Origin of the sequence: Streptomyces himastatinicus ATCC 53653 (genome assembly GCF_000158915.1) — a bacterium.
Taxonomy (GTDB): Bacteria; Actinomycetota; Actinomycetes; order Streptomycetales; family Streptomycetaceae; genus Streptomyces; species Streptomyces himastatinicus.
Map to the genome: position 1 here is coordinate 6,588,877 of NZ_GG657754.1, position 23,831 is coordinate 6,612,707.

The 23,831-nt window shown below is 73.1% G+C and carries 18 protein-coding genes and 1 pseudogene; 13 read left to right on the forward strand and 6 right to left on the reverse strand.

Annotation, left to right across the window (positions count from 1 at the left end; genetic code table 11):
• Together SSOG_RS28140 and SSOG_RS28145 are read right to left on the reverse strand one after the other, a co-directional pair.
• Positions 1 to 1,370, reverse strand: a 1,370-nt coding sequence (locus SSOG_RS28140) for an amidase (protein WP_009717652.1), incomplete at its 3' end; no start/stop codon positions are given.
• Positions 1,371 to 1,414: 44 nt separating this feature from the next.
• Positions 1,415 to 2,362, reverse strand: coding sequence for a D-2-hydroxyacid dehydrogenase (locus tag SSOG_RS28145; RefSeq protein ID WP_009717653.1), 948 nt, complete (start codon positions 2,360 to 2,362; stop codon positions 1,415 to 1,417).
• Positions 2,363 to 2,570: 208 nt separating this feature from the next.
• On the opposite strand from SSOG_RS28145, the gene SSOG_RS28150 reads away from it, so the two are divergent.
• The 6 genes from SSOG_RS28150 to SSOG_RS28175 all read left to right on the forward strand — a co-directional run bounded on the left by SSOG_RS28150 (position 2,571) and on the right by SSOG_RS28175 (position 10,354).
• Positions 2,571 to 3,554 carry a maleate cis-trans isomerase family protein gene (locus SSOG_RS28150; protein ID WP_009717654.1) on the forward strand — a complete coding sequence of 328 codons (984 nt, stop codon included), beginning with the start codon at positions 2,571 to 2,573 and terminating at the stop codon, positions 3,552 to 3,554.
• 81 nt (positions 3,555 to 3,635) lie between these two features.
• A complete protein-coding gene (locus SSOG_RS28155) occupies positions 3,636 to 4,391 on the forward strand; it encodes a maleate cis-trans isomerase family protein (protein ID WP_009717655.1) in 756 nt (251 codons plus the stop codon).
• 164 nt (positions 4,392 to 4,555) lie between these two features.
• On the forward strand, positions 4,556 to 5,785 hold the full coding sequence (locus SSOG_RS28160; RefSeq protein WP_009717656.1) for an EfeM/EfeO family lipoprotein: 1,230 nt from the start codon (positions 4,556 to 4,558) through the stop codon (positions 5,783 to 5,785).
• The gene (gene efeB / locus SSOG_RS28165; RefSeq protein ID WP_009717657.1) at positions 5,782 to 7,032 is read left to right on the forward strand and encodes an iron uptake transporter deferrochelatase/peroxidase subunit; all 1,251 of its coding nucleotides are present in this window, start codon (positions 5,782 to 5,784) and stop codon (positions 7,030 to 7,032) included. The genes SSOG_RS28160 and efeB overlap by 4 nt, the downstream gene beginning before the upstream one ends.
• A 168-nt stretch (positions 7,033 to 7,200) precedes the next feature.
• Positions 7,201 to 9,042 carry a phospholipase C gene (locus SSOG_RS28170; protein ID WP_039938893.1) on the forward strand — a complete coding sequence of 614 codons (1,842 nt, stop codon included), beginning with the start codon at positions 7,201 to 7,203 and terminating at the stop codon, positions 9,040 to 9,042.
• Positions 9,043 to 9,211: 169 nt separating this feature from the next.
• Positions 9,212 to 10,354 carry an LLM class flavin-dependent oxidoreductase gene (locus tag SSOG_RS28175; protein ID WP_009717659.1) on the forward strand — a complete coding sequence of 381 codons (1,143 nt, stop codon included), beginning with the start codon at positions 9,212 to 9,214 and terminating at the stop codon, positions 10,352 to 10,354.
• Here the strand turns inward: SSOG_RS28175 and SSOG_RS28180 are convergent.
• The gene (locus SSOG_RS28180; protein WP_009717660.1) at positions 10,351 to 11,994 is read right to left on the reverse strand and encodes a putative bifunctional diguanylate cyclase/phosphodiesterase; all 1,644 of its coding nucleotides are present in this window, start codon (positions 11,992 to 11,994) and stop codon (positions 10,351 to 10,353) included. The two genes, SSOG_RS28175 and SSOG_RS28180, sit on opposite strands and share 4 nt — an antisense overlap.
• Before the next feature lie 619 nt (positions 11,995 to 12,613).
• On the opposite strand from SSOG_RS28180, the gene SSOG_RS28185 reads away from it, so the two are divergent.
• From SSOG_RS28185 to SSOG_RS28195, 4 genes are all read left to right on the forward strand, one after another.
• Positions 12,614 to 13,879 carry a M6 family metalloprotease domain-containing protein gene (locus SSOG_RS28185; protein WP_039938894.1) on the forward strand — a complete coding sequence of 422 codons (1,266 nt, stop codon included), beginning with the start codon at positions 12,614 to 12,616 and terminating at the stop codon, positions 13,877 to 13,879.
• A 134-nt stretch (positions 13,880 to 14,013) separates the two neighbouring features.
• Positions 14,014 to 15,264: an AMP-binding protein gene (locus SSOG_RS57565; RefSeq protein WP_050799990.1), complete on the forward strand. Its 1,251-nt coding sequence runs from the start codon at positions 14,014 to 14,016 to the stop codon at positions 15,262 to 15,264.
• Positions 15,171 to 15,668, forward strand: coding sequence for an acyl-CoA synthetase family protein (locus SSOG_RS57570; protein ID WP_050799991.1), 498 nt, complete (start codon positions 15,171 to 15,173; stop codon positions 15,666 to 15,668). Before SSOG_RS57565 ends, SSOG_RS57570 begins: the two co-directional genes overlap by 94 nt.
• 119 nt (positions 15,669 to 15,787) lie before the next feature.
• On the forward strand, positions 15,788 to 16,393 hold the full coding sequence (locus tag SSOG_RS28195) for a response regulator transcription factor (protein WP_009717663.1): 606 nt from the start codon (positions 15,788 to 15,790) through the stop codon (positions 16,391 to 16,393).
• A gap of 57 nt (positions 16,394 to 16,450) precedes the next feature.
• On the opposite strand, the gene SSOG_RS28200 is transcribed toward SSOG_RS28195, so the two are convergent.
• The 3 genes from SSOG_RS28200 to SSOG_RS28210 form a co-directional block, all read right to left on the reverse strand.
• Positions 16,451 to 17,701: a sensor histidine kinase gene (locus SSOG_RS28200; protein ID WP_245606398.1), complete on the reverse strand. Its 1,251-nt coding sequence runs from the start codon at positions 17,699 to 17,701 to the stop codon at positions 16,451 to 16,453.
• A 150-nt stretch (positions 17,702 to 17,851) separates the two neighbouring features.
• On the reverse strand, positions 17,852 to 20,233 hold the full coding sequence (locus SSOG_RS28205; RefSeq protein WP_039938896.1) for a TOMM precursor leader peptide-binding protein: 2,382 nt from the start codon (positions 20,231 to 20,233) through the stop codon (positions 17,852 to 17,854).
• Positions 20,234 to 20,246: 13 nt separating this feature from the next.
• The gene (locus tag SSOG_RS28210) at positions 20,247 to 20,447 is read right to left on the reverse strand and encodes a hypothetical protein (protein ID WP_039938898.1); all 201 of its coding nucleotides are present in this window, start codon (positions 20,445 to 20,447) and stop codon (positions 20,247 to 20,249) included.
• A 249-nt stretch (positions 20,448 to 20,696) separates the two neighbouring features.
• Here SSOG_RS28210 and SSOG_RS28215 point away from each other — a divergent pair, with 249 nt between their 5' ends.
• The 3 genes and pseudogenes from SSOG_RS28215 (at position 20,697) to SSOG_RS28225 (ending at position 23,711) form a co-directional block, all read left to right on the forward strand.
• Positions 20,697 to 21,521, forward strand: coding sequence for an AfsR/SARP family transcriptional regulator (locus SSOG_RS28215; RefSeq protein ID WP_009717667.1), 825 nt, complete (start codon positions 20,697 to 20,699; stop codon positions 21,519 to 21,521).
• 364 nt (positions 21,522 to 21,885) lie between these two features.
• Positions 21,886 to 22,458 (forward strand): annotated as a pseudogene (locus tag SSOG_RS28220) (cyclase family protein); the annotation flags it as partial.
• A gap of 5 nt (positions 22,459 to 22,463) precedes the next feature.
• On the forward strand, positions 22,464 to 23,711 hold the full coding sequence (locus tag SSOG_RS28225; RefSeq protein WP_039938899.1) for an FAD-dependent monooxygenase: 1,248 nt from the start codon (positions 22,464 to 22,466) through the stop codon (positions 23,709 to 23,711).
• Positions 23,712 to 23,831: the final 120 nt, after the last annotated feature.

Genomic DNA, 23,831 nt, shown 5'->3' on the forward strand with positions numbered 1-23,831 from the left:
TACAACGCATGCGCCACCCGCAAAACCACCGCATCCGCGTGCCGAGCCCCCACCAACTGCACCCCGATCGGCAACCCCGCCCCCGACACCCCGCACGGCACGGACGCCGCCGGCTGCTGCGTCATGTTGAAGGGGTACGTAAAGGGCGTCCACCCGGTCCACCGGGTGTGCCCCGACCCCTCGGGCACCTCCACCCCCGCCTCGAAGGCGGTGATCGGCAGGGTCGGCGTGACCAGCAGGTCGTACGCGGAGTGGAAGCGCCCCATCGCATGCCCGAGCGCCATCCGTACGTCCACGGCCGCCAGATAGTCGAGCGCGCTGTACGCGGCCCCCTGGGCGCACACCTCCCGCAGCCCCGGGTCGAGCAGTTCCCACTGCTCCTGCCCGAGCGGCTGCACCACCCGCGCCGCGCCGCTGAACCACAGCGTGTGGAAGGCCTCCACGGGATCCTCGATGCCCGGGTCGATCTCCTCCACGACGGCGCCAAGACCGGCCAGCAGATCCACGGCCCGCCGCACCGCCGCCGCCACCTCGGGGTCGACCGTGGCCGCGCCGCCCATCGTCGGGCTGTAGGCGACCCGTAGCCCGTCGATCGAGCCGCCGCCCGCGCTGATGGCATCCCGGAAGGTCCCCCCGAGGGGGCCGAGCTGCGACCAGTCGCGCCAGTCCGGCCCGGTGATGACGTCCATGAGCAGGGCGGAGTCGGCCGCGTCCCGGGTCATGGGCCCCACATGGGCGAGGGTTCCAAAGGCGCTGGCCGGATAGATCGGCACCCGCCCGTAGGTGGGTTTGAGCGCGAAGATGCCGCAGAAGGAGGCGGGGATGCGCACGGACCCGCCGCCGTCCGTGCCGAGGCTGAGCGGCCCGGCGCCCAGCGCGACGGCGGCCGCGCTGCCGCCACTGGAGCCGCCCGCGGTGCGCCCGGGGTCGTACGGGTTGCCCGTCACCCCGTCCACGGGGTTGTCCGTGACACCTTTCCAGCCAAATTCCGGCGTGGTGGTCTTGCCGAGAAACACCGCCCCGTGGTCCCGCATCCGGGCCACCGCGGGCGCGTCCTCGTCCCACGGCCCTTCGGTCCGTACCGTGCGCGACCCGCGCAGCGTGGGGCCGCCGCGCATCAGCAGGATGTCCTTCACGGACACCGGAACGCCGTCCAGGAGCCCGGCGGGCTCGCCGCGCCGCCACCGTTCGGCGGATTCCTCCGCCTGGCGCAGGGCTTCCTCGCCGTCCACCCGGCTGTAGGCGTTGACGCTCGGCTGGATCTGCTCGATCCGGTCGAGCGCGGCTCGTGTGGCCTCGACCGGGGAGAGATCGCCGGAGCCGTACCGCTCGAGGAGTTGAACCGCTGTCAGGTCGTGCAGGTCGGTCATCCAGCTCTCCGTTCAGATCATGCAGATCAGTTGGGGCCGTGCGATCAGTCCACCGGTACGTAGCCGAGACGCTTGTCGACGATGTTGAGCAGGGGTTCGCCGGCGCTCCAGCGGTCGTAGTTGTCCTGGAACTGTTCGGCGAGGTGGTCGCGCCAGCCGACCGTGTCGCCGCTCATATGGGGCGAGACGAAGAGCCCGGGCACGTCCCACAGGGGGTCGTCGGGGGTCAGCGGCTCGTTCTCGAAGACGTCCAGCGCGGCGCCCGCGATCTGCCGTCCGAGAAGGGCGGCCTTGAGGTCGGCCTCGATGACGAGGGGGCCGCGCCCGACGTTGATGAAGCGGGCGGTGGACTTCATCCGGGCGAAGGCGGTCCGGTCGAACATGCCGCGCGTGTCCTCGGTGAGCGGGGCGACGGAGATCACCCAGTCGGCCTCCGCGAGCAGCTCGGGCAGCTCGTCGTTGCCGCGTACGCCCGGGCGGGCGGTGCGTCCCACCAGGTCGACCTTGATCCCGAGGGCGGAGAGGGTGGTGCCGATGGCCCGGCCGATGGGCCCGGCGCCGATGACGGCGGCGCGCGATCCGGCCAGGCGCATCGTCTCGCGGTGCTGCCAGCGCCGCTGCCGCTGGAGCTCCCAGCTTCCGTAGAAGTCCTTGCCCATGGCGATGACCAGGCCGGCGACGTACTCGGCGATGGGCTGCTCGAAGACGCCGCGCGCGTTGGTCAACACGGTGTCGGATGCGATCAGTTCGGGGCTCAGCAGCCGGTCCACCCCGGCGCTGGCGGTGTGGACCCAACGCGGCCGGGGGCCGTCGCCGGGCCAGGCGTCGCGTACCGCGTCGGAGGTGAAATCCCAGACCAGGAGGACATCCGCGGAGGGCAGGGCGTCGGGCAGGGTCTTCTCGTCGCACACCACGACCTGGGCCCGGCCGGCCAGCCGGTCCAGCCGGACCGGGGGCTGCTCGCCGAAGACGACAACAGTGCTTTCGGACATAGGCGGGAAACCGTTTCGAAACGTGGGTGGGTTTGGCTGTCGAGAGTTGGGGCAGGCGCCAAGGTTTGCGGGGATTGACCACGCTAGGCAGCGGAAACTACCGTCGTCAACAACGGATCTGTCCCGACGTCCCGGCATCAGGCCGGTGCTCTCTCTTATATCTCTGGCCAATGGTCCAGCCCTCCCTTTCTGTATTGGGGCTCGATATATGGACGTCTCCTTTCTGGGTGGCCCGCAGCCGCAGCGTGGCGTGGGCGTCGTCGCACCGTTCGACTTCGCGCTTGATCGCGAACTGTGGCGCTGGGTGCCGGACGAGGTCTCCTTGCACCTCACCCGGACCCCCTTCGTACCGGTCGAGGTCAGTCTCGACCTGGCACGGCTCGTGAGCGAGCACGAAACCCTTCAGGACGCGGTGCGGGCGCTGAGCGCGGTCGCACCGGAAGTGGCGGCTTACGCCTGCACCTCGGGCAGTTTCGTCGGCGGCGTGGCCGGCGAGCGCGCGATGTGCGCGGCGATGACACAGGCGGGCGAGCTGCCCTCGCTCACCACCTCGGGCGCCTTGCTGGAGGCGCTGCGGGAGATCGGCGCCCGGCGGGTCGCGGTGGTGACCCCGTACACCCGGTCGGTGACCGACTCGCTGGAGGACTACCTGGGCGAGGCCGGTATCACCGTGACGGGCCGGGCCTATCTCGGACTGACCCGGCACATCTGGAAGGTGCCCTACCGCGACGTGGTCGACATGGCGCGGGAGGCGGTGGTCGGGTCGCCCGACGCGCTGTTCATCAGCTGCACCAACTTGCCGACGTACGACGTGATTCCGCAGCTGGAGGCGGAGTTGCGGATGCCCGTGCTGTCGGCCAACCAGGTGACGGTCTGGGCGGCGCTGCGGGAGATCGGTGCCCAGGCGGTCGGCCCGTACCAGGCGCTGCTGGACCCGGCCGCGCGGCGGGGCCCGGCGGGTATGGCGTCGTCGACGGTGGCCGACCCGATGGCCTCGATGCCCCCGATGACCTCGATGCCCCCGATGGCGGACCCGGCGGCGCATGCCGAGCCGGAGCCGGAGGCGGCGCTGGCCGGGGCCGCGTCGCCGGGGCCGGACGTCGATCCGGCGGACGGGCTCGACCCGGGGTTCGGGCCGGGGATCGGCGAGGGCCCGTTCCTCGATGATTCGGGAGGTCCATCTACGATATGAAGGAACCTGCCGGGTAGCAGCGGTGTATCAGAAATGACAGTGCAGGGGCGGCGCCCGAGGGGGCCGCAGGTAGGAGCAGTCATGACGGACGCGACGCAGCAGACGGCGCACCAGACGCCGGACACGGTGGGCTTTCTCTACCCGGGCTATTCCGCCGAGGACGACTATCCGCGCCTGGAGGGGATGCTCGGCGACAGCGTGCGGCTCCCGCTCGTCCACACCGACATCGGTGAGGACGCGCACCGGGTCGACGCCCTGCTGGAAATGGGGTCCGGGGCCCGTCTCGCGGCCGGGGTCGCCGAGCTGAAGGAGCGCGGCGCCCAGGCGGTGATCTGGGCGTGTACCAGCGCGAGCTTCGTCTTCGGCTGGGAAGGCGCCCGGGAGCAGGTCAGCGAGCTGGAGGAGACGGCCGGGCTGCCCGCCTCCAGCACCTCCTTCGCCTTCGCCCATGCGGTGCAGGCGCTGGGCGTGGAGAAGCTGGCCATCGCCGCGACCTATCCGGAGGACGTCGCGGAGTACTTCAGGACGTTTCTGAAGTCGGCGGGCGCGGAGGTCGTCTCCACCCAGGGCAGCGGCATCATCACCGCCGCCGAGGTCGGCACCTGGGGGAAGGACGAGGTGCTGAGGATGGCCCGTCATGGTGACCATCCCGACGCCCAAGCGGTGCTGCTGCCGGACACGGCCCTGCACACCGCCGCCTGGCTGGCCGACCTGGAGGCGGATCTGGGCAAGCCCGTGCTCACCGCGAACCAGGTCACGGTCTGGGAGGGGCTGCGGCTGCTGGGCCGCAGGCCGGTCCATGACCGGCTGGGCACGCTGTTCGCCGCGGGCGGCTGAGCGGCGACGGCGACGGCGACTGAGCGGTGGACGAGGGGAGCGGGCGGTGACGGCGGCGGACAGAAGGAGTGGGCTGTGACGGACCGGTGAACCGGGCGGGAAATCCCTCCCTCCGGACGTTCCTGGCAGGGTTCCGCTTCCCGAAGTCCGCTTAGCATGCAGCCGTGCGCCGCCTTCCTCCCTTCTTCCCCGGCTCGCAACGCCCGCTGCTGATCGCCGGTGCGGTGGCGGCAGCCGCGGCGGTGGCCGCCACCGCGCTGGCCGGCGGCGGAGGATCGTCGGACGGCCGGGGTGCAGGGGCCTCCGCCACGGCGGCCGACGGGCTGCGGCACACCTCGGTCGAGGTGTCGGAGGGCGGCTGCGGCAAGGGCTGGGCCCATCCGCACCGCGGTAAGCAGGTCTTCGACCTGAGGAACACCTCCAGCAGGGCGGCCGAGGTCTATCTGACCAACCCGGTGAACGGCTCGGTGTACGGGGAGGTCGAGGGGCTGGGCCCGGGCACCACCCGTCCGCTGCGGGTCACCCTCGGCGGAGGCTCCTATGCCTTCCGATGCCTGCCCGACGACACGGACGCGGTCACCGGACCCACGGTGACCGTGGCCGGACCGGCGCGCGGCGGTGGCCCGGCCGCCGTTCCGGTCACCCAGCAGGACCTGATCCCGCCGACCATCGCCTACCAGAAGTGGGTCCAGGGCCGGATGGGCGAGCTGGTGCGGCGCACCGACGCGCTGCGCTCGGCCGTCCGCGAGGGCGATCTGGCCGCCGCCCGCGCGGCCTGGCTTCCGGCCCATCTGGTGTACGAGCGGATGGGCGCCGCCTACGGCACCTTCGGCGACGCGGACGGGGCGATCAACGGCACCACGGCGGGGCTGTCCGGCGGTGTCCGCGATCCGGGCTTCACCGGCTTCCACCGCATCGAGTACGGGCTGTGGCACGACGCGTCCGCGAGCAGTCTGCGCGGTGCCGCCGATCAGCTCGACAAGGACGTCCGCGCGCTGCGGGACAGCTGGCCGCAGCAGCGGATGGATCCCGCGGACCTGGGACTGCGGGCGCACGAGATCATGGAGAACACCGTGCAGTTCGAGCTGACCGGCCGCACCGACTACGGCAGCGGCACCAACCTGGCCACCGCGCGGGCCAACCTCGACGGCACCCGGGCCGTGCTGGACCGGCTGCGCCCGCTGCTGACGTCCCGTGACCCCGGGCTGCCGGAGATCGACTCCTGGCTGGGCCGCACCCGGAAGGCGCTGGACGCCGCCCATCAGGGGGACCGCTGGACCCCGGTGGACCGGCTCGCTCGCGGGCGCCGGGAGAAGATCAACGCCGCCGCGGGCGCGCTGGTGGAGCGGCTGGCCGATGTGGCGGCGCTGACGGATGTGCGGAGGACCCGGTGAGCGAGGTGCGGCGGCGGGGCTTTCTGTGGGGCGCCGCGGCGGGCACGGTCGGCGCGGTGGCGGGCGCCTCGGGCGCCACGGCCGCCGCACGGGCGGGCGACGCGGGGCCGGGGGACGCCGGGAAGGCGGCCGGGGGAGAGGCCGCCGCGCGGGTGCCCTTTCACGGCGGGCATCAGGCCGGGATCCTCACCCCGCCGCAGCGCGCCACCGCGTTCGTGGCCTTCGACGCGACCGCCGAGGGGCGCGCCGAGCTGACCGAGCTGCTCCGTACCCTCACCGCGCGCTGCCGCTTCCTCACCACCGGCGGCACCCCGGATCCGGTGGGGATCACCGCCCCGCCGGTCGACTCCGGCACCCTGGGGCCGCAGGTCACCGCCGACCGGCTGACCGCGACGGTCGGCGTGGGCGCCTCGCTCTTCGACGGGCGTTACGGCTTGACGGACCGTAAGCCCCGGCGGCTGCGCGCCATGCCGTCCTTCCCCGACGACGACCTCGATCCCGACTGGTGTCACGGCGATCTGAGCCTCCAGCTCTGCGCGGAGAACACGGACACGGTGCTCCACGCGCTGCGCGACATAGCCCGGCACACCCGGGGCGCGCTCCAGGTGCGCTGGCGCATGGACGGCTTCATCAGCCCGCCCCGCCCCTCCGGCACCCCGCGCAATCACATGGGGTTCAAGGACGGCACCGCCAACCCGGACACCGGCGACGCCCGGCTGATGGACCGGCTGGTGTGGGCGGGTGAGCACTCGGGGGAGCCGGGGTGGGCGAGCGGCGGCAGCTATCAGGTGGTCCGGCTGATCCGGATGCTGGTGGAGTTCTGGGACCGGGTGTCGATCACCGAGCAGGAGCGGATGTTCGGCCGCGGCCGGGAGTCCGGCGCACCGCTGGACGGGCGGCACGAGTTCGACACCCCGCGCTTCGCCCAGGACCCCAAGGGCGACATCATCCCGCTGGACAGCCACATCAGGATGGCCAATCCCCGTACCGCGCACACCGACGACCAGCGCATCGTGCGCCGTGCCTATAACTACGACCGCGGTATGGACGGGAACGGGAACCTGGACATGGGCCTGCTGTTCTGCTGCTATCAGCAGGATCTGACCCGGCAGTTCGAGACGGTGCAAAAGCGTCTCGCGGGCGAGCCGCTGGTCGACTACATCTCCCCATTCGGCGGCGGCTATTTCTTCGCGCTGCCGGGAGTGCGGGACCATGCGGATTGGCTGGGCAGGGCCTTGCTGTCCTGAGCGTCCGGTGCTGTCCGGCCCACCCCCTGGTCAAGAACGCCTCAAGAATTCCTTGTGTTTTCCTGACCCTCTATTCATTCGCCCTCCTCCATGGATTCCATCGGAATGTCCGGCCCGCGACCGAGGATCACGGCGCAGGCGTGCAACGGATACGTGTGGAGGCATGGCATGGGCGGTAGAGGACGAGCGAAGCGCTGGAGTGCCCTGGCCGGCGCCGCGGTGCTGGCGACCGCGGGCGGGGCGGCGCCCGCATGGGCCGCGCCCGCGAAGGGGGCGGTGCAGCGGACCGCGACGCCCGTGAAGCATGTGGTGGTGATCTTCGACGAGAACGTCTCGTTCGACCACTACTTCGGCACCTATCCCAAGGCCGCCAACACCGACGGCACGACGTTCACCCCCGCCAAGGACACCCCGAAGAACATCGACACCCTCGCCCACGCGGGCCTGCTGGAGAAGAACCCCAATCTCTACACGCCCAAGCGGCTCGCGCCCTCGCAGGCGATGACGTGCGACCAGAACCATTCCTACGGCCCCGAGCAGTACGCGGCCAATGGCGGCAAGGCCGATAAGTTCGTCGAGAACACCGAGGTCAGCAAGTGCACCGGGCTGTTCGGCGAGCCCGGTCTGGTGATGGACTACTACGACGGCAACACCGTCACCGGGCTGTGGAACTACGCCCAGCACTATGCGCTGAGCGACCGTTCCTTCAGCTCGGGCTACGGCCCCTCCAGCCCGGGCGCCGTCGAGCTGGTCTCCGGTCAGACCCATGGCATCGTCTCCACCGACCCGAAGTCCTCCACCGAGGACCCGAAGCAGACCGACAAGCCGGACCCCGCCACCGTCTCCTCGCCGGACGCCCAGGGCGTCGGCACGATGATCAACGACCCGGACCCGGCCTTCGACGACTGCTCGGACAAGGACCACACCAGCGGCAGCGCCCTCGGCCGGTTCAAGGGCAGGAACATCGGTGACCTGCTCAACGCCAAGGACGTGAGCTGGGGTTGGTTCCAGGGCGGCTTCCGGCCCAGCACCCCCTGGGGCGGCAAGCAGGGCAGCTACGCCAAGTGCTCCGGCACCACGCACCCCAACGTCGGCGGCGCGTCCTCGGTGGACTACAGCCCGCACCATGCGCCGTTCCAGTACTACAAGTCCACGGCCAACCCCCATCATCTGCCGCCCAAGAACGTGTCGGAGATCGGCCACAGCGGTCAGGCCAACCACAACTACGACCTGACCGACTTCGACGCCGCCCTCAAGACCGGTCATCTGCCCTCGGTCAGCTTCCTGAAGGCCGCCGAGTACCAGGACGGCCACGCGGGCTACTCGGACCCGGTCGACGAGCAGCACTTCCTCGTCGAGCAGATCAACGCCATCCAGAAGTCGCCGCAGTGGAAGGACACCGCGGTCGTCGTCGCCTACGACGACAGCGACGGCTGGTACGACCACGCGTACGCCAAGCCCACCAACGGCTCCCGCGACACCACGACCGGCTCGAACGGCAAGGCCACCGACAGCCCCGCCTGCCAGTCCGCGCCCCGGCCCGCGGGCGGCTACCAGGACCGCTGCGGCCCCGGCCCGCGCCAGCCGCTGCTGGTGATCTCCCCGTACAGCAAGGCCAACAAGGTCGACCACACCCCCACCGAGCAGACGTCGATCACCCGCTTCATCGAGGACAACTGGCACACCGGCCGGATCGGTGACGCCTCCTTCGACGCCCGCGCGAACTCGCTGTCCGGCCTGTTCGACTTCCGGCACCCGAACAACACCCAGGTGCTGCTCAAGCAGGACGGTTCGGTGGACTCGGTGCACCGGTCCGGGCACTACACGACCAGCGCCCTGGCCGCCAGCGCCCCGATCGCCGACGCCCTCACCCCGCACCGCCTCGCCGGGGCCGACGGGAGCGCCGCGTCCGGCGACTCGGTGCTCCTGCCGGTCGGCATCGCGGCCGGTGCGCTGGTCTTCGGCACCGCGGCCACCGTCCTGGTGCTCCGCCGCCGTCGTACCGCCTGACGGACGGGGTACGGCCCCGGGACCCACGGGTCCCGGGACCCACGGGTCCCGGGGCCTTGCGCCCCGGGGCCTCGGGTCACGGGGCCGGGAATAAAGCGGAGCCTTCATCCGGTTGACCGTGCGCGGTGGACGAATGTGCACCGCAGTGCGATCAGGGAGGCGGGCCACCGTGGCCGTTGAGCAGGACCGGCGAGGCGAAGAGCGAGAAGCGGAGCGCGACACCATCCGGGCCAGGGCCCGGGGCAGCGCGCCCGTACCGCTGTCGGTGCTGGACCTGGCGACCGTCGGCAGCGGGCTGACCGCCACCCAGGCGCTGCGCACCACCACCGAGCTGGCCGGGCTCGCCGAGCGCCGCGGCTTCCACCGCTTCTGGGTGGCCGAGCACCACTCCATGCCGGGCGTCGCCAGCTCCTCCCCGGCCGTCATCCTCGCCCATCTGGCCGCGCACACCGAGCGGATCCGGCTCGGCTCGGGCGGGGTGATGCTGCCCAACCACGCCCCGCTCGTCATCGCCGAGCAGTTCGGCACCCTGGAGGCGCTCGCCCCCGGCCGGGTCGACCTCGGCCTCGGCCGCGCCCCCGGCACCGACGGGGCCACCGCGGCGGCGCTGCGCCGCACCGACCGGCTGCGCGAGGGCGCCGACGAGTTCCCGCAGCAGCTCGCCGAGCTGACCCGGTTCCTGGACGACGACTTCCCCGACGGCCACCGGTACGCCCGTATCCACGCCGTGCCCGGACCCGTCCAGGGGACGGCCCCCGGCGGGGTGCAGTCCGCCGACCGGCCTTCGGTGTGGCTGCTGGGGTCCAGTGGGTTCAGCGCCCGGCTCGCGGGGCAGCTGGGCCTGCCGTTCTCCTTCGCGCACCACTTCTCCGCGGCCAACACGATCCCCGCGCTCGACCTCTACCGCGAGTCGTTCCGGCCGTCCGCGGTGCTGGACCGGCCGTACGCGTCGATCGGCGTCTCGGCGTTCGCGGCCGAGGACGAGAAGGAGGCCCACCGCCAGGTGCTCACCGGCGCCCTCTCCATGATCCGGCTGCGCACCGGGCGCCCGGGCCTGGTGCCGTCGCCGGAGGAGGCCGAGGCGCACGCGTTCAGCGAGATCGAGCGCGACTTCGTGAACAGCTGGCTGGCCAATGTGGTCCACGGGACGCCGGACGAGGTGCACGAGGGGCTGGACGACCTGGTCAAGCGCACCGGCGCGGACGAACTCAAGATCACGACGACGGCGCACGGACCGGAGGCCAAGCTCCGTTCGTACGACCTGATCGCGGACGCGTACGGCCTGCCGGACCCGTCCGCGATCAGCGCCTAGGAGACCGGGCAGGCGGGGAGCATGGGAGGGATGCGGTCCGGCGGCACCGGGCGGGAGTAGAACCAGCCCTGGCCCGTATCGCAGCCGATCCGTCCCAGCCGCTCCGCCTGCTCCGCGCTCTCCACGCACTCCGCCACCACCGTGAGCCCCAGCCGGTGTGCCAGCTCCACCAGCGCCCGGACGATCGTCTCGTCCGCCGGATTGGGGTGCTCCTCGGCCCGGAAGCCCTGGACGAACGAGCCGTCCAGCTTGAGCGTGGAGACCGGCAGCCGGCTGAGATAGGCGAGGTTGGAGTAGCCGGTACCGAAGTCGTCGATCGCGATGGCCACCCCCATGTCGCTCAGCTGCTGGAGCGCCTGGAGCGGACGGCCCGCCGAGCCCATGACCGCCGACTCGGTCAGCTCCAGCTGGAGCAGCCGCGGCGGCAGCCCCGTCTCGGCGAGGATCGTGCCCACGTCGGCGACCAGGTCGGAGTCCCACACCTGACGTACGGCCACATTGACGCTGACCACCAGCGGATGCCGCGGATGGGCCTGCTGCCAGGCGCGGGCCTGACGGCAGGCGGTACGCAGCACCCAGCGTCCGAGCGGCACGATCGCGCCGTTCTCCTCGGCCAGCGAGACGAACCGATTCGGCGAGAGCCTGCCGAACTGCGGATGGTCCCAGCGCACCAGCGCCTCCACGCCCCGTACGACCCCGTCGACCAGGCCGACCAGCGGCTGGTAGTCCAGCACGAACTCCTCCCGCTCGACCGCCGGTCGCAGCGTGCTGGAGAGCGCCTGACGGGTCATGCGGTGGGCGTTGCGCTCGGGGTCGAAGAGGGTCCAGCGCGCCTTGCCGTCCTCCTTCGCCCAGTAGAGCGTGGTGTCCGCGGCCTGCATCAGCCAGGTGGTGTGGGTGCCCGCAGCGGGCCGCTCCACGACGCCGATGCTCGCCGACACCGACAGCCGCTGCCCGCCCACGTCGAACGGCCGCTGGAGCGCGGCCAGCACCGAGCGGGCCAGCTCGCACACCTGCTCGGTGCCGCTGGACTCCCGTACCAGCAGGGCGAACTCGTCACCGCCGAGCCGCGCCACCAGATGGTCGCCGGGCGCCGCGCACTCGGTGAGCCGCTGGGCGACCGCGCGCAGCAGCCGGTCGCCGACCCGGTGGCCGAGGGTGTCGTTGATCGCCTTGAAGCCGTCCAGGTCGAGGTAGCACAGCCCGATCCGGCCGGTGCCCGCGCGGTCGTAGGCCCCCGCCTCCAGCGCGGCGGCCAGCCGCTCGAAGAACAGGTTCCGGTTGGGCAGCCGGGTCACCGGGTCGTGCATCTGGAGATGGCGCAGTCTGCCCTGGAGGTCCCGGCGGTCGCTGATGTCGGCCATCGACAGCAGCAAGCTACAGCTGTCCGGGGCCTGTTCGACGGTGATCTCCGCCCACAGGGCGTGGCCGTCGGAGTGATGGAGCCGACGGGTGCACGTCATCCGCTCGCGATGGCCGAGCAGCACCTCGCGGTAGTCGTTCCAGGCGCGCGCGTCCTCGCGCAGCTCCGCCAGCGCGGCGGCGCCGCGGGCCGCCAGCTGGGCGGGGTCTGCGCCCAGCAGCGCGCCCAGCGCGGGGTTGGCGTCCAGGACGTTGCCCTCGCGGTCGATGACCGCCATGGCGAGCCGCGCCGCGTTGAAGGCGGCGCGGTAGTCGCTGGGCGCGGCGCCCGGGGGAGCGCCGGGTGGGCCCGGGGGAGCGCCCTGCGGACAGGGTTTGCGCGCCCGCGGAGGCCGCCGGGGCGGGGGGTGCGCCGGCGCCCGCCTCGACGGGGGGAGCGCTGGGGTACGTATGACGCTCAGTGATCGTCGGCAGCGTCGCGCCGGGCGCGCGGCCCTGCCCGTCGGGGGTTCCGCTCACCGCTCGCTCCCGCATGGCGTTTGTCTGGTCCAGGTATGTCATCTGTGTCGTACACGTCTCGTGCATCTCTCACACCGGGCCCCGGGCAGGCGCCAAGAGCCTGCCTGAATAGGTAATCCCCGCTGGAAATGTGCCGATCATAGAGGCTCGTACTCCGCGCGTTCCATAGACGCCATCGCGATCACCGCCGCCTTGACAAGGTGTTTGGTCGTATCTGTTCGACTCTGCGCGGGCGCACTGCCCGCTTGACCGGATGTGACCGTCTGTTACGTACCCGATTCCCGGCCGGTTCACTCGACCGGTCCAGCCGAACAGGGCGTACCGCGCCAATCCGACCCAGGGTGGAGTGGGTGTTCCGTCTACGCCCGGGAGGTCGGCATGGCGCGTCCTCAGCAGTCCGCGGGGGCGCCGCGGACGACCCGGCTGCGCCGTGCCCAGGCCGTGCTGACCTCGCTGAGCGCCATGATCGCCACCACCGTGGTGGCGGGCCCCGCCACGGCCGCGGGCGCGGGCGGGCCGTGCACCCTGGAGCGCACCGGGGCCCACCACTCCGAGGGGCTGGACAGCTGGAACCGCAACTACCCCCGCCCGGTCCGCTCGCTCCGCGCGGCCATGGTCTTCCTGTCCTTCCCGGACGCCGCCCCCCAGGTCACCCCCGCCCGGCTGGCCGCCGACCACACCCCCGCGACCGGCGACTTCTTCCAGCGCGCCTCCTACGGGCGCTTCTCGCTGCGCGTCCACCCGCTGCGGCGCTGGATCACCATGCCGAAGGCGTCCACCGCGTACGCCATACAGCGCGACTGGAACTCCGCGCGCCGCGCCGCGTATCTGCGCGACGCCATCCGCGCCGCCGATCCGCACCTGGACTTCGGCCGCTACGACATCGTGTATCTGGTCGCCGACCCCGATGCCCCGGGCGTCGACGCCGACGCGACCAAAGTGGTCAACTTCGAACGGCCCCTGCGCGCCGACGGTAAGGATCTGCGCCGCCTGGTGACTGTCTTCGAGCACCATCCGCCCGATCGCAATGTCCTCGCCCATGAGACCGGGCACGTCTTCGACCTGCCCGACCTCTACCACCGGCCCAGCACCGCCGACAACAGCGGCGACTGGGACACCTACGTCGGCGACTGGGACCTGATGGGCAGCCAGTTCGGACTGTCCCCGGACCCCTTCGGCTGGCACAAGTGGAAACTCGGCTGGCTCACCGGCCGGCAGGTGGTCTGCGCCCGGGCCCTCGGCCCGAAGATGTACACCCTCCAGCCCCTCAGCGCCCCCATGGAGGGCCGCCCCGGCGCCGACACCCGCACCCGGCTGATCGTGGTCCGCACCGGCCCCACCACCGCCCTGGCCATCGAGGCGCGCGGCGCGTACGGCAACGACGCGGGCACCTGCACCGAAGGCGTCCTGGTCTACCGGGTACGCAACGACGCCGCCTCCGGCGAGGGCCCGGTCCGGGTGCTGGACGGCCACCCCGCCACCTCGGCCTGCTGGAACGAGTCCGTCTACCCCGAGCTGGCCGACGCCCCGCTTGGCGTCGGCGACTCCCTCCTGGCCAGGGAGGAAGCGGTCCGCGTGACCGTCACCGGCCGCGCCACCGGAGGCTCCTGGGCCGTCCAGGTCAGCCGCGGCGAGCGCGACTAGAACGGCTGCGGACGTCTCCTGAACCGGTCGACACCGTAGCGCAGGTCCCGGCACCCGAACGGTGATCAAGCAGCGTTCGAGGTGGCGCTCCGAGACTGTGGCCTCGTTTTGATCTCCGGCGCCCGGGAGCGACCATGCCACGACACGCGAATCTGGCCGAGGCACTGAGAGAACGGGCCCGGGACGGCGGGGACCACACCGTGGCGCTGGCCCACCCGGACGGAACCGGCGGCGAGCGGCGGATCTCCTACGCCGAACTCGACGCCCGCGCCGCGGCCGTCGCCGCCTGGCTGCGCGGACGCGACGCCGCCGGGCGCCGGGTGCTCATCGTCCTGGACCCCGGCCCGCACATCGCGGCCGCCCTGCTCGGCTGCCTGTACGCGGGCGCCGTCGCCGTCCCCGTCCCCGCGCCCACTGCCTCCCGCACCGCCGCCGAGCGCACCGCGGCGATTGCCAAGGACGCCGCCGTGGACCTCGTCCTCACCGAAACCGCGCACGCCACCGAGACCTCGCGCCGTCTCTCCCTCGTCGGCCGCGCCGACCTCACCTGTCTGCCCGTCGACCGGCTGGGGCCGGACGGCGGCACCGGCCACACCTCCGACGCCCCGTCCGCGCGCACCGACCCCGACAGCCTCGCCCTGCTGGCGTACGACTCCGGGCCCGCCACCGCCCCGCGCGGCGCCCGGCTCACCCACGGCAACCTCCTCGCCGCCATGCACGCCCTGCGCGCCACCCTGGGCACCGGACCCCGCTCCCGGATCGGCGGCTGGCTGCCCCGCCGCCACACCCCCGGCCTGATCGGGCAGGTGCTGCACCCGCTGTGGCTGGGCGCCACCGCCGTCCCGCTGCCCGCGCGCCCGTTCCGTACCGACCCGGCCGCCTGGCTGCGGGCCATCAGCCGCCACGGCATCACCGAAGCCGTCGCCCCCGACACCCAGTACGCCCGCTGCGCCGCGCTGACCGCGGACGAACAGCCCGCCGGGCTCGACCTCTCCCGCTGGCGGACCGCGCTCAACGCCGGGGAGCCGGTCTCGTCCGCCACCATGGCCGCCTTCACCCGCCGCTACGCCGCCGCGGGGCTGCGCACCGGAACCCCTGGTCGCCGTATACGCCCCCGCCGAAGGCGCGCCCCTGCTGCTCGCCGAGGGCCCGGCCCCCGGTGCCCGGCGCGGAGTTCGGCGTCGTCGACCCGCTCATCTTGCCGTCGCTTGACCGGAGGAGGCCGTCGGGGAAGATCTGGGCGCGCGGCGCCGCCGTCGCCACCGGCCACTGGGGGCGGCCGCCGGACACCGTGCCGCTCTTCGCCGCCCGGGCCGCCGACGGCCCGGGCGGATTCCTGCGCACCGGCGACCTCGGCCTCGCCGCGGGCGGCGGCATCCGCATGACCGGCCGGGTCCACGACGGACTCCTGGTCGACGGCGTCACCCTGCACCCCCAGGACGTCGAGCGCGAACTCCTCGGCTGCGGGCGGGCCCTGGGGTCGGCCCGGGTGTTCTGCGCGGGCCCGGGCGCCGGGCCGCTGGTCGTCGTCCAGGAGGTCCGTACGGCGGGCGCCGCCCGGACCGGACTGCCTCGGCTCGCCGCCCGGATCCGGGCCCGGGTGGCGGAGGAGTTCGGCGTCACCACCGGCGCGGTGCTGCTCGTCCGCCCCGGTACGGTGCGCCGGGACGGAGCGGTGAAGGTGCGCCGCGCCGTGCTGCGCGAGTGGTATCTGCGTGGTGAACTGCGCGCCCTGCACGCGGATTACGCGCCCGCACCCACCGAACCGTGCCGGGGCGGCGCGGCCTGAACAACGGCCGCGGTAATACTGCTGTTCGACAAGAGAATCGGGCGGAAAGAGCTGCGAGGCCCGGAAACACGGGGGAATAATCGTCCTGCGGGGGCCGGTGGGGGAAGGGGCAGGGCGAAATGGTCAGAGTGCTCATTGCCGAAGACATGCATATGCTGCGCAAGGCACTGGTCGCCCTGCTGGAATTCGAACCCGATATCGAGGTCGTGGCCGAATTCTCCAGCGGCGCCGATATTCTGCCGCAGGCCCGTCAGCTCCGCCCGGACGTCGCGATCCTCGACATCGACCTGCCCGGGATGGACGGGCTGACCGCCGCCGCCGAGCTGCACACGGCCGTTCCCGAATGCCGGACCATGATGCTCACCAGCCTCGGCAGGCCCGGAAATCTGCGGCGCGCCCTCGCGGCCCATGTCGCCGGATTTCTGCTGAAGGACAGCAGCCCGGCCACCCTGTGCGACGCCATTCGCGCGGTCGCGCGGGGCGAGCGGGTCATCGATCCCCAACTCGCCCTGGCCGCCCTGGACGACGGCCCGCAGCCGCTGACCCCGCGCGAACTGGAGGTGCTGCGGATGGCCTCCGAGGGCGAGGAGGCCGCCCGTATCGCGGCCCGGCTCTTTCTCTCGGTGGGGACGGTGCGCAATTACCTGACCTCAGCCGTCACCAAACTCGACGCGCGCAACCGGGTCGACGCCATCCGGATCGCCCGCGAGGCGGGCTGGCTGTAGCGGGCGCTTCCGCAGCGGGCCTCATACGGAGGCCGAACGCTACGCCGCGGCCCGGCGTCACCCCGGCACCGCCGGGCCCCGCTCCTCCTCCGTACCGCGCCCCCGACCGCCGCGCGGCGCCTGGGTGGACAGCTCCAGCTCGGCCCGTAGCTCGAACCGGCCGTCGGACCGTACGTCCGCGTACAGCCGCCCGCCCAGGCCCGACAGCCGCACCCGGAGGTTGCCGATCCCGCTGCCGCCGTCGGTGCCCGCGGCACCGGCGACGCTGTCGGCGCGCAGGATGGTGGACGGCTTGCCCACCCCGTCGTTCACCAGCGTCAGCCGCACCGTGGGCCCCGACCGCCGGGCCGTGATCGCGCAGTGGTCGGCCTTGCTGTGCCGCAGCACATTGGTCAGCCCCTCGCGCAGCACGCTCGCCAGCACCGTGTCCACCCGCTCGGGCAGCGGCCCGCAGTCGATGTCCGCGGTGGCGCGGATGCCCGCCGCGGCCAGCATCGACCGGGCCGTCTCCGCCTCCGCGGACAGCGACATCGTGCGGTAGCCGCTGGCCACCGCCCTTACATCGGCCAACGCCTGACGGGAGGTCTGGAGGATCTCGGCCAGCTCCTGCTGCGCCCGGTCGTTCTGCCGGGGCACCAGCCGGTGCACCAGCTCGCATTTGAGGGTGATGGTGGAGAGGCTGAGGCCGAGCAGGTCGTGGACGTCCCGCGAGAACCGCAGCCGCTCCTGCGCGACCGCCAGCCGGGCCAGCTCCGCACGCGACCGGGAGACCTCGGCGACCAGCCCGGAGAGCCGGGAGAGGCCGAAGACCACCAGCCCGGTGATCGTGGTGGACACGGTGGTGTACGCGACCTTGTCCCAGCCGAACCCGACCTGGAACAGCAGCACATCGGTGATCACCAGGATCGCGGCGAACGTCGGCCAGGCCACCGCCGGAGCCAGCACCAGCAGCCCGGAGCCCGCCAGGAAACCGGGCATGCCCAGCCACGCCTGCTCGAAGACGGCGAACGGCAGGAAGGTCAGCATCGCCTGGAGCAGCAGCGTCCAGTGCCGTCCGGCGGCCAGCCGGGGCGCAAGACCGGGGAAGGAGTGCAGCAGTTGGATGCCCAGCAGCGCGGCCAGCAACGGCAGGACCTCCAGCATCCGCACCACCGCGTCCACCGCGCTCCCCGGGGGGAGCCCTTCGACCACATACGTCACGGCGACGGTGAAGTAGCCCAGCAGCACCACGACCGTGATCACCACGGCCAGGCGCGGCGCCAGATCGTCGTGGTCGCGCGGCGGCTTTTTCCCGGCATCGTCGGGCAAGAGGCTCCCCTGCACTCGTCCTCCGGATGGTCGGGCCGGATTGGGCGGCTTGCCCGAGAGTATCCGATCTTTTGCGGGGGAGGAGAGGGTGCGGAGAAGGCTCATGGCGTACACAGAGTTACGGGTTGTCACCGGGGATCACAGGAAGAATCACAGGAAAAGGGGAACGGGGTTCAGGTCGCGGTACGCGGTCGGCCGCCGCAGCCGCCCCAGGGCCACCGGGACGTCGTACAGCCGCCCGGGGGCGAACCGGGGCCAGTGCGGGCGCAGTCCGGGCACCAGCACCTTGGCCACGGGCAGCCCCACATCCGGCCGGGTCTGGTCCAGCACCAGCAGCTCCATCCCGCGCGCACGGACCGCCTCCCGTACGGCGGCCAGGGCGTCGCCGTCCGGGGGAGCGGCCATCCCGGGCGGCGGCACCGCATCCGGATCGGGCGTCAGATAGGGCCCGTTGGCGGTCGTCGCGGTGCGGAACCAGCGCAGCGCCTCCGCGTCGGCCGCGCCGTATCCGCCGCCGTCGGCGCGGGCCTCGACCACCGCGGGCAGCATCTGGTTCAGCTCGGCGAAGGCGTGGCACAGCGCGGCGTGCCGGTCGAAGTGGGCGCCGAATCCCAGCGTGATGTCCTCGGCGGGCTTGTCGGTACGGCGGGAGAGCGCGGCGACCACCGGGATGCCGAAGTCGGTGGTGAGGTCCAGCGCCCACACCTCGCGCCGCAGTCCGCCGTGGGCGCGGCGCAGTTCGGCCAGCCACGGGTCGTCGAAGGCGTCAAGGGGGAGCGCGGGCTGACGGGTGCGGTTGTACCACCACAGGGCGACCGCGTCCCGCTCGACCAGCTCAAGGAAGCCCCGTACGACGGCGTCGGCGAGCGTGGACCCGGCCGCCGCGCCGTTGGAGTCCGCCCGGCAGCAGCGCCGCCCCGGGGGCTGCGGGGCGCCGTAGTACAGCAGCGCGGTGGGCAGCAGCCGGTGCCGCTCGGCGGTGAGCGACCACACTGGCGTCCAGTCCAGCTCGGCGTCCTCGTCGAACGGATCGGGGAGCCGGTGGCGCGGCGCCCTCTGGTCCGGATACGGCCGTGCCAACTGCCGTGGATCCACGAGCTGGACGGTGTCCGGATGCACCGCGTCCGCCGGATCCAGCGCGCGGTAGCGGGCGCGCTGGCGCGGCTCGTCGCCCTGGAAGTGGCCGCTGTAGTGCTCGAGGGCCTCGCACAGGGCGCTCGCCCGGGCCTGCTCGGCGGTCCGCCCCTTGCCGTGCGCGGCGGCCCCCAGCCCGGCGCGTACGGCGTCCAGCCCGCCCGGAGAGGTGGCGTACGCGGCGTACGAAGGGTGCCGGGCGTGGTAGCAGTTGAGGAACGCCGGGCCGCGCGGATCGCGGCGGATCTCGGTAACCAGCCCGGTGACGGGGTCCACCAGATGGCCGTAACGCTCCATGACGCGGCGCGGTGAGGCGTCGTCGGTGGCGTCTACGTGGTTTTCATGGGGCTCGCGCGGCGACGGCACGGCCAGCGGCGCCCGTATCCGCTCCGCGACCAGCGCCGGATTCCCGCATCCGGGGCACTGCGGGCGGCGGGCGAGCGGATGGCGGTCCACGGTGGCGGTGAGGCTGTCCAGGGTGCACAGCGCCTGCTGGCCCGGATGCCGGTGCCCGGCCAGCCACTTGGCGGCCTCCAGCGCGGCCAGCTGGAGCGCGGCCGCGCGGCTCGCGGGCAGTGAGGCGGGCGGCCGCGGCACCGGCCCCGGGCGGCCCAGCCTGCGCTGGAGGTACGCCTCGGCCTGCCGCCCCCGCCACAGCCGGTCGGCCAGACACGCCCAGCACGGGTCCTCGGGGGCGCCGAGGAACGGGCCGAGCCACGCCCGGGTGCCCACCGGTTTGACGGGCAGCCAGCGGCGGCCCGCGGCGCGATGGGCGGCGTCGACCGCGGCGAGCCGCGGATCGAGATAGTCGTCGCACACCACAAGGGTGAGTTCTGCGGCGCCGTGTTGACGGGGGCCGACTTGACGTACGGCCCATCGGCACTCCCGGCCCTGCGCGGCCGGGGCCGCCGCCCGGTCGTCCCCGGCTCCCTCCGCGTCTGCCGGGCCCGCCGCCCGCAGCCCCGCCGCCCGCAGCGCCCGGAGGACTTCGGCAGGGTCGGCCGACCCGAGGATCACCGACGCCACTGAGGCGGCTGCCGGGCGTGCCGCCGGGCGTATGGAGCGCCCGTCCCCGCCGCCCAGACTGGCCAGCTCCCAGTACGCCTCCTCGGGCCCGGGAGCGTGCGTGGGCTCCCGCTCGGACACCAGCCCCGCGGCCCGCAGCCGCGCGATGACCCGCTCCGCCTGCCCGGCGGGCACCGCGCCCGGCAGACCGGCCGCGCGGGCGGCCTCGGTGAGGATGTGCGCGAGGTCCCGCGACCCGTCCAGCAGCGGCGCGAGCGCCGCGATCGCCCGCCCGTGCAGCGCGGTGACGCCGTGCTCGGAGACCAGGTAGACGGCCTCGCCCGGCACCGGTTCGACCCGCAGATGCGGGGTGAAGCCCAGTTCGCCCGTCATGCGTCCGCGTCCCTCATTCCCCGCCGAACGTGCAGATGCAGATGCGTGGCGCGACGGCCGGCCAGGAGGCGCCGGTCAGATCCTCGATGACCAGGTCGTCCAGATCGTGCAGATCATCCAGAGCGTCCAGGGCATTCGGATCCGGATCGGGGTCCGGCGCGGCCGGGACACCGCCGTCGGCCGCGGGTTGCGGGGGGATGGAGGCTTCCGTCATCACAGGCTCTCCTCGGGGTGGGAGGCGGTCGTGGCCCGGGGGCCGCGGCGGGGCCGCCGCCGCGGTTCAGCGCCGCCGTCATCGCCAGGGTGTGAATTTGTCATGGGTCGACCTCCCAGGACTCATACCGAGTTCGGTATTCCGGCACTGGTCGGAGGCACCGCTCACCCGCGAGTCTTTTGTGTGCCTCGATGGCACGGCCGCGCGGCCAGGAGGCACCTGACGGACCGTTGACGGAGGTACAGGACCATGGACATCAAGGTGTTGGGGCCGCTGAGCGTCGAGGCGTGCGGTCAGTCGATCGTGCCCAGCGCGGGCAAGCCGCGGCAGATCCTTGCACTGCTTTCCGTCTACGCCAACCAGATGCTGCCGGTGCCCACTCTTATGGAGGAAATCTGGGGCACGCAGATGCCGCGCAGCGCACCCACCACCTTGCAGACGTACATCCTTCAGCTCCGCCGCAGGCTGGCCGCCGCTTACGGCCCCCAGGCACCGCAGGCGTCGAAGGATGTGCTGGCCACCCGGTACGGCGGCTATGTCCTGGAGGCGCAGCCGGGCGCGGTCGACATCCATGAGTACGACCGCCTGGTGGCCGCGGGGCGTGACGCGCTCGACGCCGGGGACGATGTCGAGGCGTCCCTGCTGCTGCGCGAGGCGCTCGCGGTCTGGCGCGGTCCGGCGCTGGTGGACGTGCGGGTCGGTCCGGTCCTGGAGATCGAGCTGGCCCGGCTGGAGGAGAGCCGTCTCGGCGTCCTGGAGCGCCGCATCGAGGCCGATCTGCGGCTCGGCCGCCATGCCGAGCTGCTGACCGAGCTGACCGAGTTGACCGCCCGTCATCCGCTGCACGAGGGGCTGCACGCCCAGTGCATGGCCGCGCTGTACCGGGCGGGCCGCCCGTGGCAGGCGCTGGAGGTCTACCAGGGGCTGCGCGCCCGGCTCGTTGAGGACCTGGGGCTCGAGCCCTCGCCGCGGCTCCAGAAGCTCCAGCAGGCGGTGCTCGCCTCCGACCCCGCGCTCGACCTCGACCTCGAAGGGCACTGGCGCCGCCCGGTGCTCGACCTGTTCGCCGCCTGACCCGCCGATCCGTACGGTCCGTTCCGCGCCCCGCCCCGCTTGACCGCTCCACCCGCCGCACAGGCCCCGTCACCTCCCCAGGGCCCGCCCGGTGACCCTCCCCCCGAACGCCCGGCGCCGCCCTTCAGCCGGGTCTGCTACGGCTCCGCTGCCCGATCCCCCCGCGCGGGCAAGCGGAGCCGTAGTGCATTTCCCGCCCAACGCCCGCCTGACCTCGCCGATCCGGATCCGATCCGGATCCGATCCGATCCGACCCGACCCGACACCGACCCGACACCGACCCGATCCGACCTCCCACCGACCTCCCGCCGACCGCTCGTCCGACACCAGCCGAGGGGGCGCCTTGCGCATCGTCGACCTGTCCACACCGGTGGACGCCCCCGTGCCCTGCGGCGCCTCCGGCGCGCGCGGGATGTCGCGCGTCATCGACCGGATGCCGATGGAGTGGTTCCTGCGCCCGGCGCACGTCCTGGACATCACCGGCGCCGACCCGGACACCCGCACCGCCGGGGTCGAGGACATCGAGAAGGCGCTCGCCCGGACCGGCTGCCGACCCCGCCCGCTGGACGTCGTCCTGCTGCACACCGGCGCCGCCTGCTGGGCCGGTACGCCGCGCTACTTCACCGACTTCACCGGCCTCGACGGCCCCGCCACCGACTACCTCCTCGACCTGGGGGTCCGGGTGATCGGCACCGACGCGTTCAGCCTCGACGCGCCCTTCCACGACATGATCCGCCGCTACCACGCCACCGGCGACCGGTCGGCGCTGTGGCCCGCGCACTTCGCGGGCCGCCGCCGGGAGTACTGCCAGATCGAGCGGCTGGCGCGGCTGGACACCCTGCCGTCCACCGGGTTCCGGGTCGCCTGCTTCCCCGTGAAGACCGCGGGTGCGGGCGCGGGCTGGACCCGCGCGGTGGCCCTGCTCGACGAGGTGTGAGTCCGGTGGCGACGGCGCACCAGGAGATCGATACCGAGGTCTGTGTGGTCGGCGGCGGCCCGGCCGGTCTCGTGCTGGCGTTGCTGATGCTGCGCTCGGGGGCGCGGGTGACGGTGCTGGAGCGCTCCCGCGCGCACGAGCGGGAGACCCGCGGCGAGATCCTCCAGCCCGGCGCGCAGGCGCTGCTGGACGAGCTGGGGGTGCTCGCCGGGGCGCGGGCGCGCGGTGCCCAGGAGCACGACCGGTTCCGGCTGTTCGAGGGCGACCGGATGCTGCTGGAGGCCGACTACCGGCTCCTCCCCGCCCCGTACGACCATCTGCTGTCCCTCCCCCGGACACATCTGCTGGACGAACTCCTCGCCCACTGCCGCCGCTCGCCCGGCTTCCGCTATCTGCCCGGCCGGAGGGTCGGCGGCCTGGTGTGGCGGGACGGGCGGATCGCCGGGGTCACCGCCGACGGGCCGGACGGCCGCTGCACCGTGCGGGCCCGGGCCGTGGTCGGTGCGGACGGCCGCTACTCCCGCGTCCGGCGGCTGGCCGGAATCGGCGCGGGCCGCACCGAGGCGCTTCACCATGTGCTGCTGTGGTGCACCCTCAGGGCGGGCGGCGCGGACGCCCCGCCGCTCCGCGACGTGCGGGTGTTCCGCACCGGGGACGGCCCGGTGGTGGTCTACGGCTCCTGGCCGGACCGCATACACCTCGGCTGGACGCTGCCGCAGCACGGCCACCGCGCCCTCACCGCGCTCGGCCCGGACCGGGTCAGGGAGCGGCTCGCGCGCGCCGTGCCGCCGTACGCCACGGCCATCCGCGAACAGATCCGCGCCCTGGGCGACCTCGGGCTGATGGACGTCTTCTCGGCCCGCGCCCGGCGCTGGGTGGACGACGGGCTGGTGCTGATCGGCGACGCCGCCCACACCCACGGCCCGATCGCCGCCCAGGGCATCACCCTTGCCATCCAGGACGCGGTGGTGCTGCACCCCGTGCTGGCCGGTGCGCTGGCCGCGGGCGACGTCGGTGCGGATCGCCTCGCCGCCTTCGAGGGGCGCCGGGGGCCCGATGTCGCGGCCGTCGTACGGATGCAGACCCGGCAGAGCCGGGCCCTGCTCTCGGGCGGCGCGTTCGCCACTCGTGTGCGCCCCTACCTCGCCCGGGCGCTGCGTCACACCCCACTGCACCGCAGGATGCTCCAACGCATCGCGTACGGGGGCCCGGCGATCCGCGTCATGGACGCCAGGGCGTGCGGGCGTCCCTGAGCGGGCGGCGGCGCGGCGGCCCGGTCCGGGGCGGCCCCGGCGCCGGGTCGAGGCGGGCTCAAGTCACGGCGGCGACCATGGCGTTCTCACAAGAACGCCATCCGGGTACGACCGCGAGGA

Coding starts and splice junctions, on each gene's coding strand:
- SSOG_RS28145 (WP_009717653.1), bottom strand. CDS start 2,362: ATGTCCGAAAGCACTGTTGTCGTCTTCGGCGAGCAGCCCCCGGTCCGG.
- SSOG_RS28150 (WP_009717654.1), top strand. CDS start 2,571: ATGGACGTCTCCTTTCTGGGTGGCCCGCAGCCGCAGCGTGGCGTGGGC.
- SSOG_RS28155 (WP_009717655.1), top strand. CDS start 3,636: ATGACGGACGCGACGCAGCAGACGGCGCACCAGACGCCGGACACGGTG.
- SSOG_RS28170 (WP_039938893.1), top strand. CDS start 7,201: ATGGGCGGTAGAGGACGAGCGAAGCGCTGGAGTGCCCTGGCCGGCGCC.
- SSOG_RS28180 (WP_009717660.1), bottom strand. CDS start 11,994: ATGGCGGTCATCGACCGCGAGGGCAACGTCCTGGACGCCAACCCCGCG.
- SSOG_RS28185 (WP_039938894.1), top strand. CDS start 12,614: ATGGCGCGTCCTCAGCAGTCCGCGGGGGCGCCGCGGACGACCCGGCTG.
- SSOG_RS57565 (WP_050799990.1), top strand. CDS start 14,014: ATGCCACGACACGCGAATCTGGCCGAGGCACTGAGAGAACGGGCCCGG.
- SSOG_RS28195 (WP_009717663.1), top strand. CDS start 15,788: ATGGTCAGAGTGCTCATTGCCGAAGACATGCATATGCTGCGCAAGGCA.
- SSOG_RS28205 (WP_039938896.1), bottom strand. CDS start 20,233: ATGACGGGCGAACTGGGCTTCACCCCGCATCTGCGGGTCGAACCGGTG.
- SSOG_RS28210 (WP_039938898.1), bottom strand. CDS start 20,447: ATGACGGAAGCCTCCATCCCCCCGCAACCCGCGGCCGACGGCGGTGTC.
- SSOG_RS28215 (WP_009717667.1), top strand. CDS start 20,697: ATGGACATCAAGGTGTTGGGGCCGCTGAGCGTCGAGGCGTGCGGTCAG.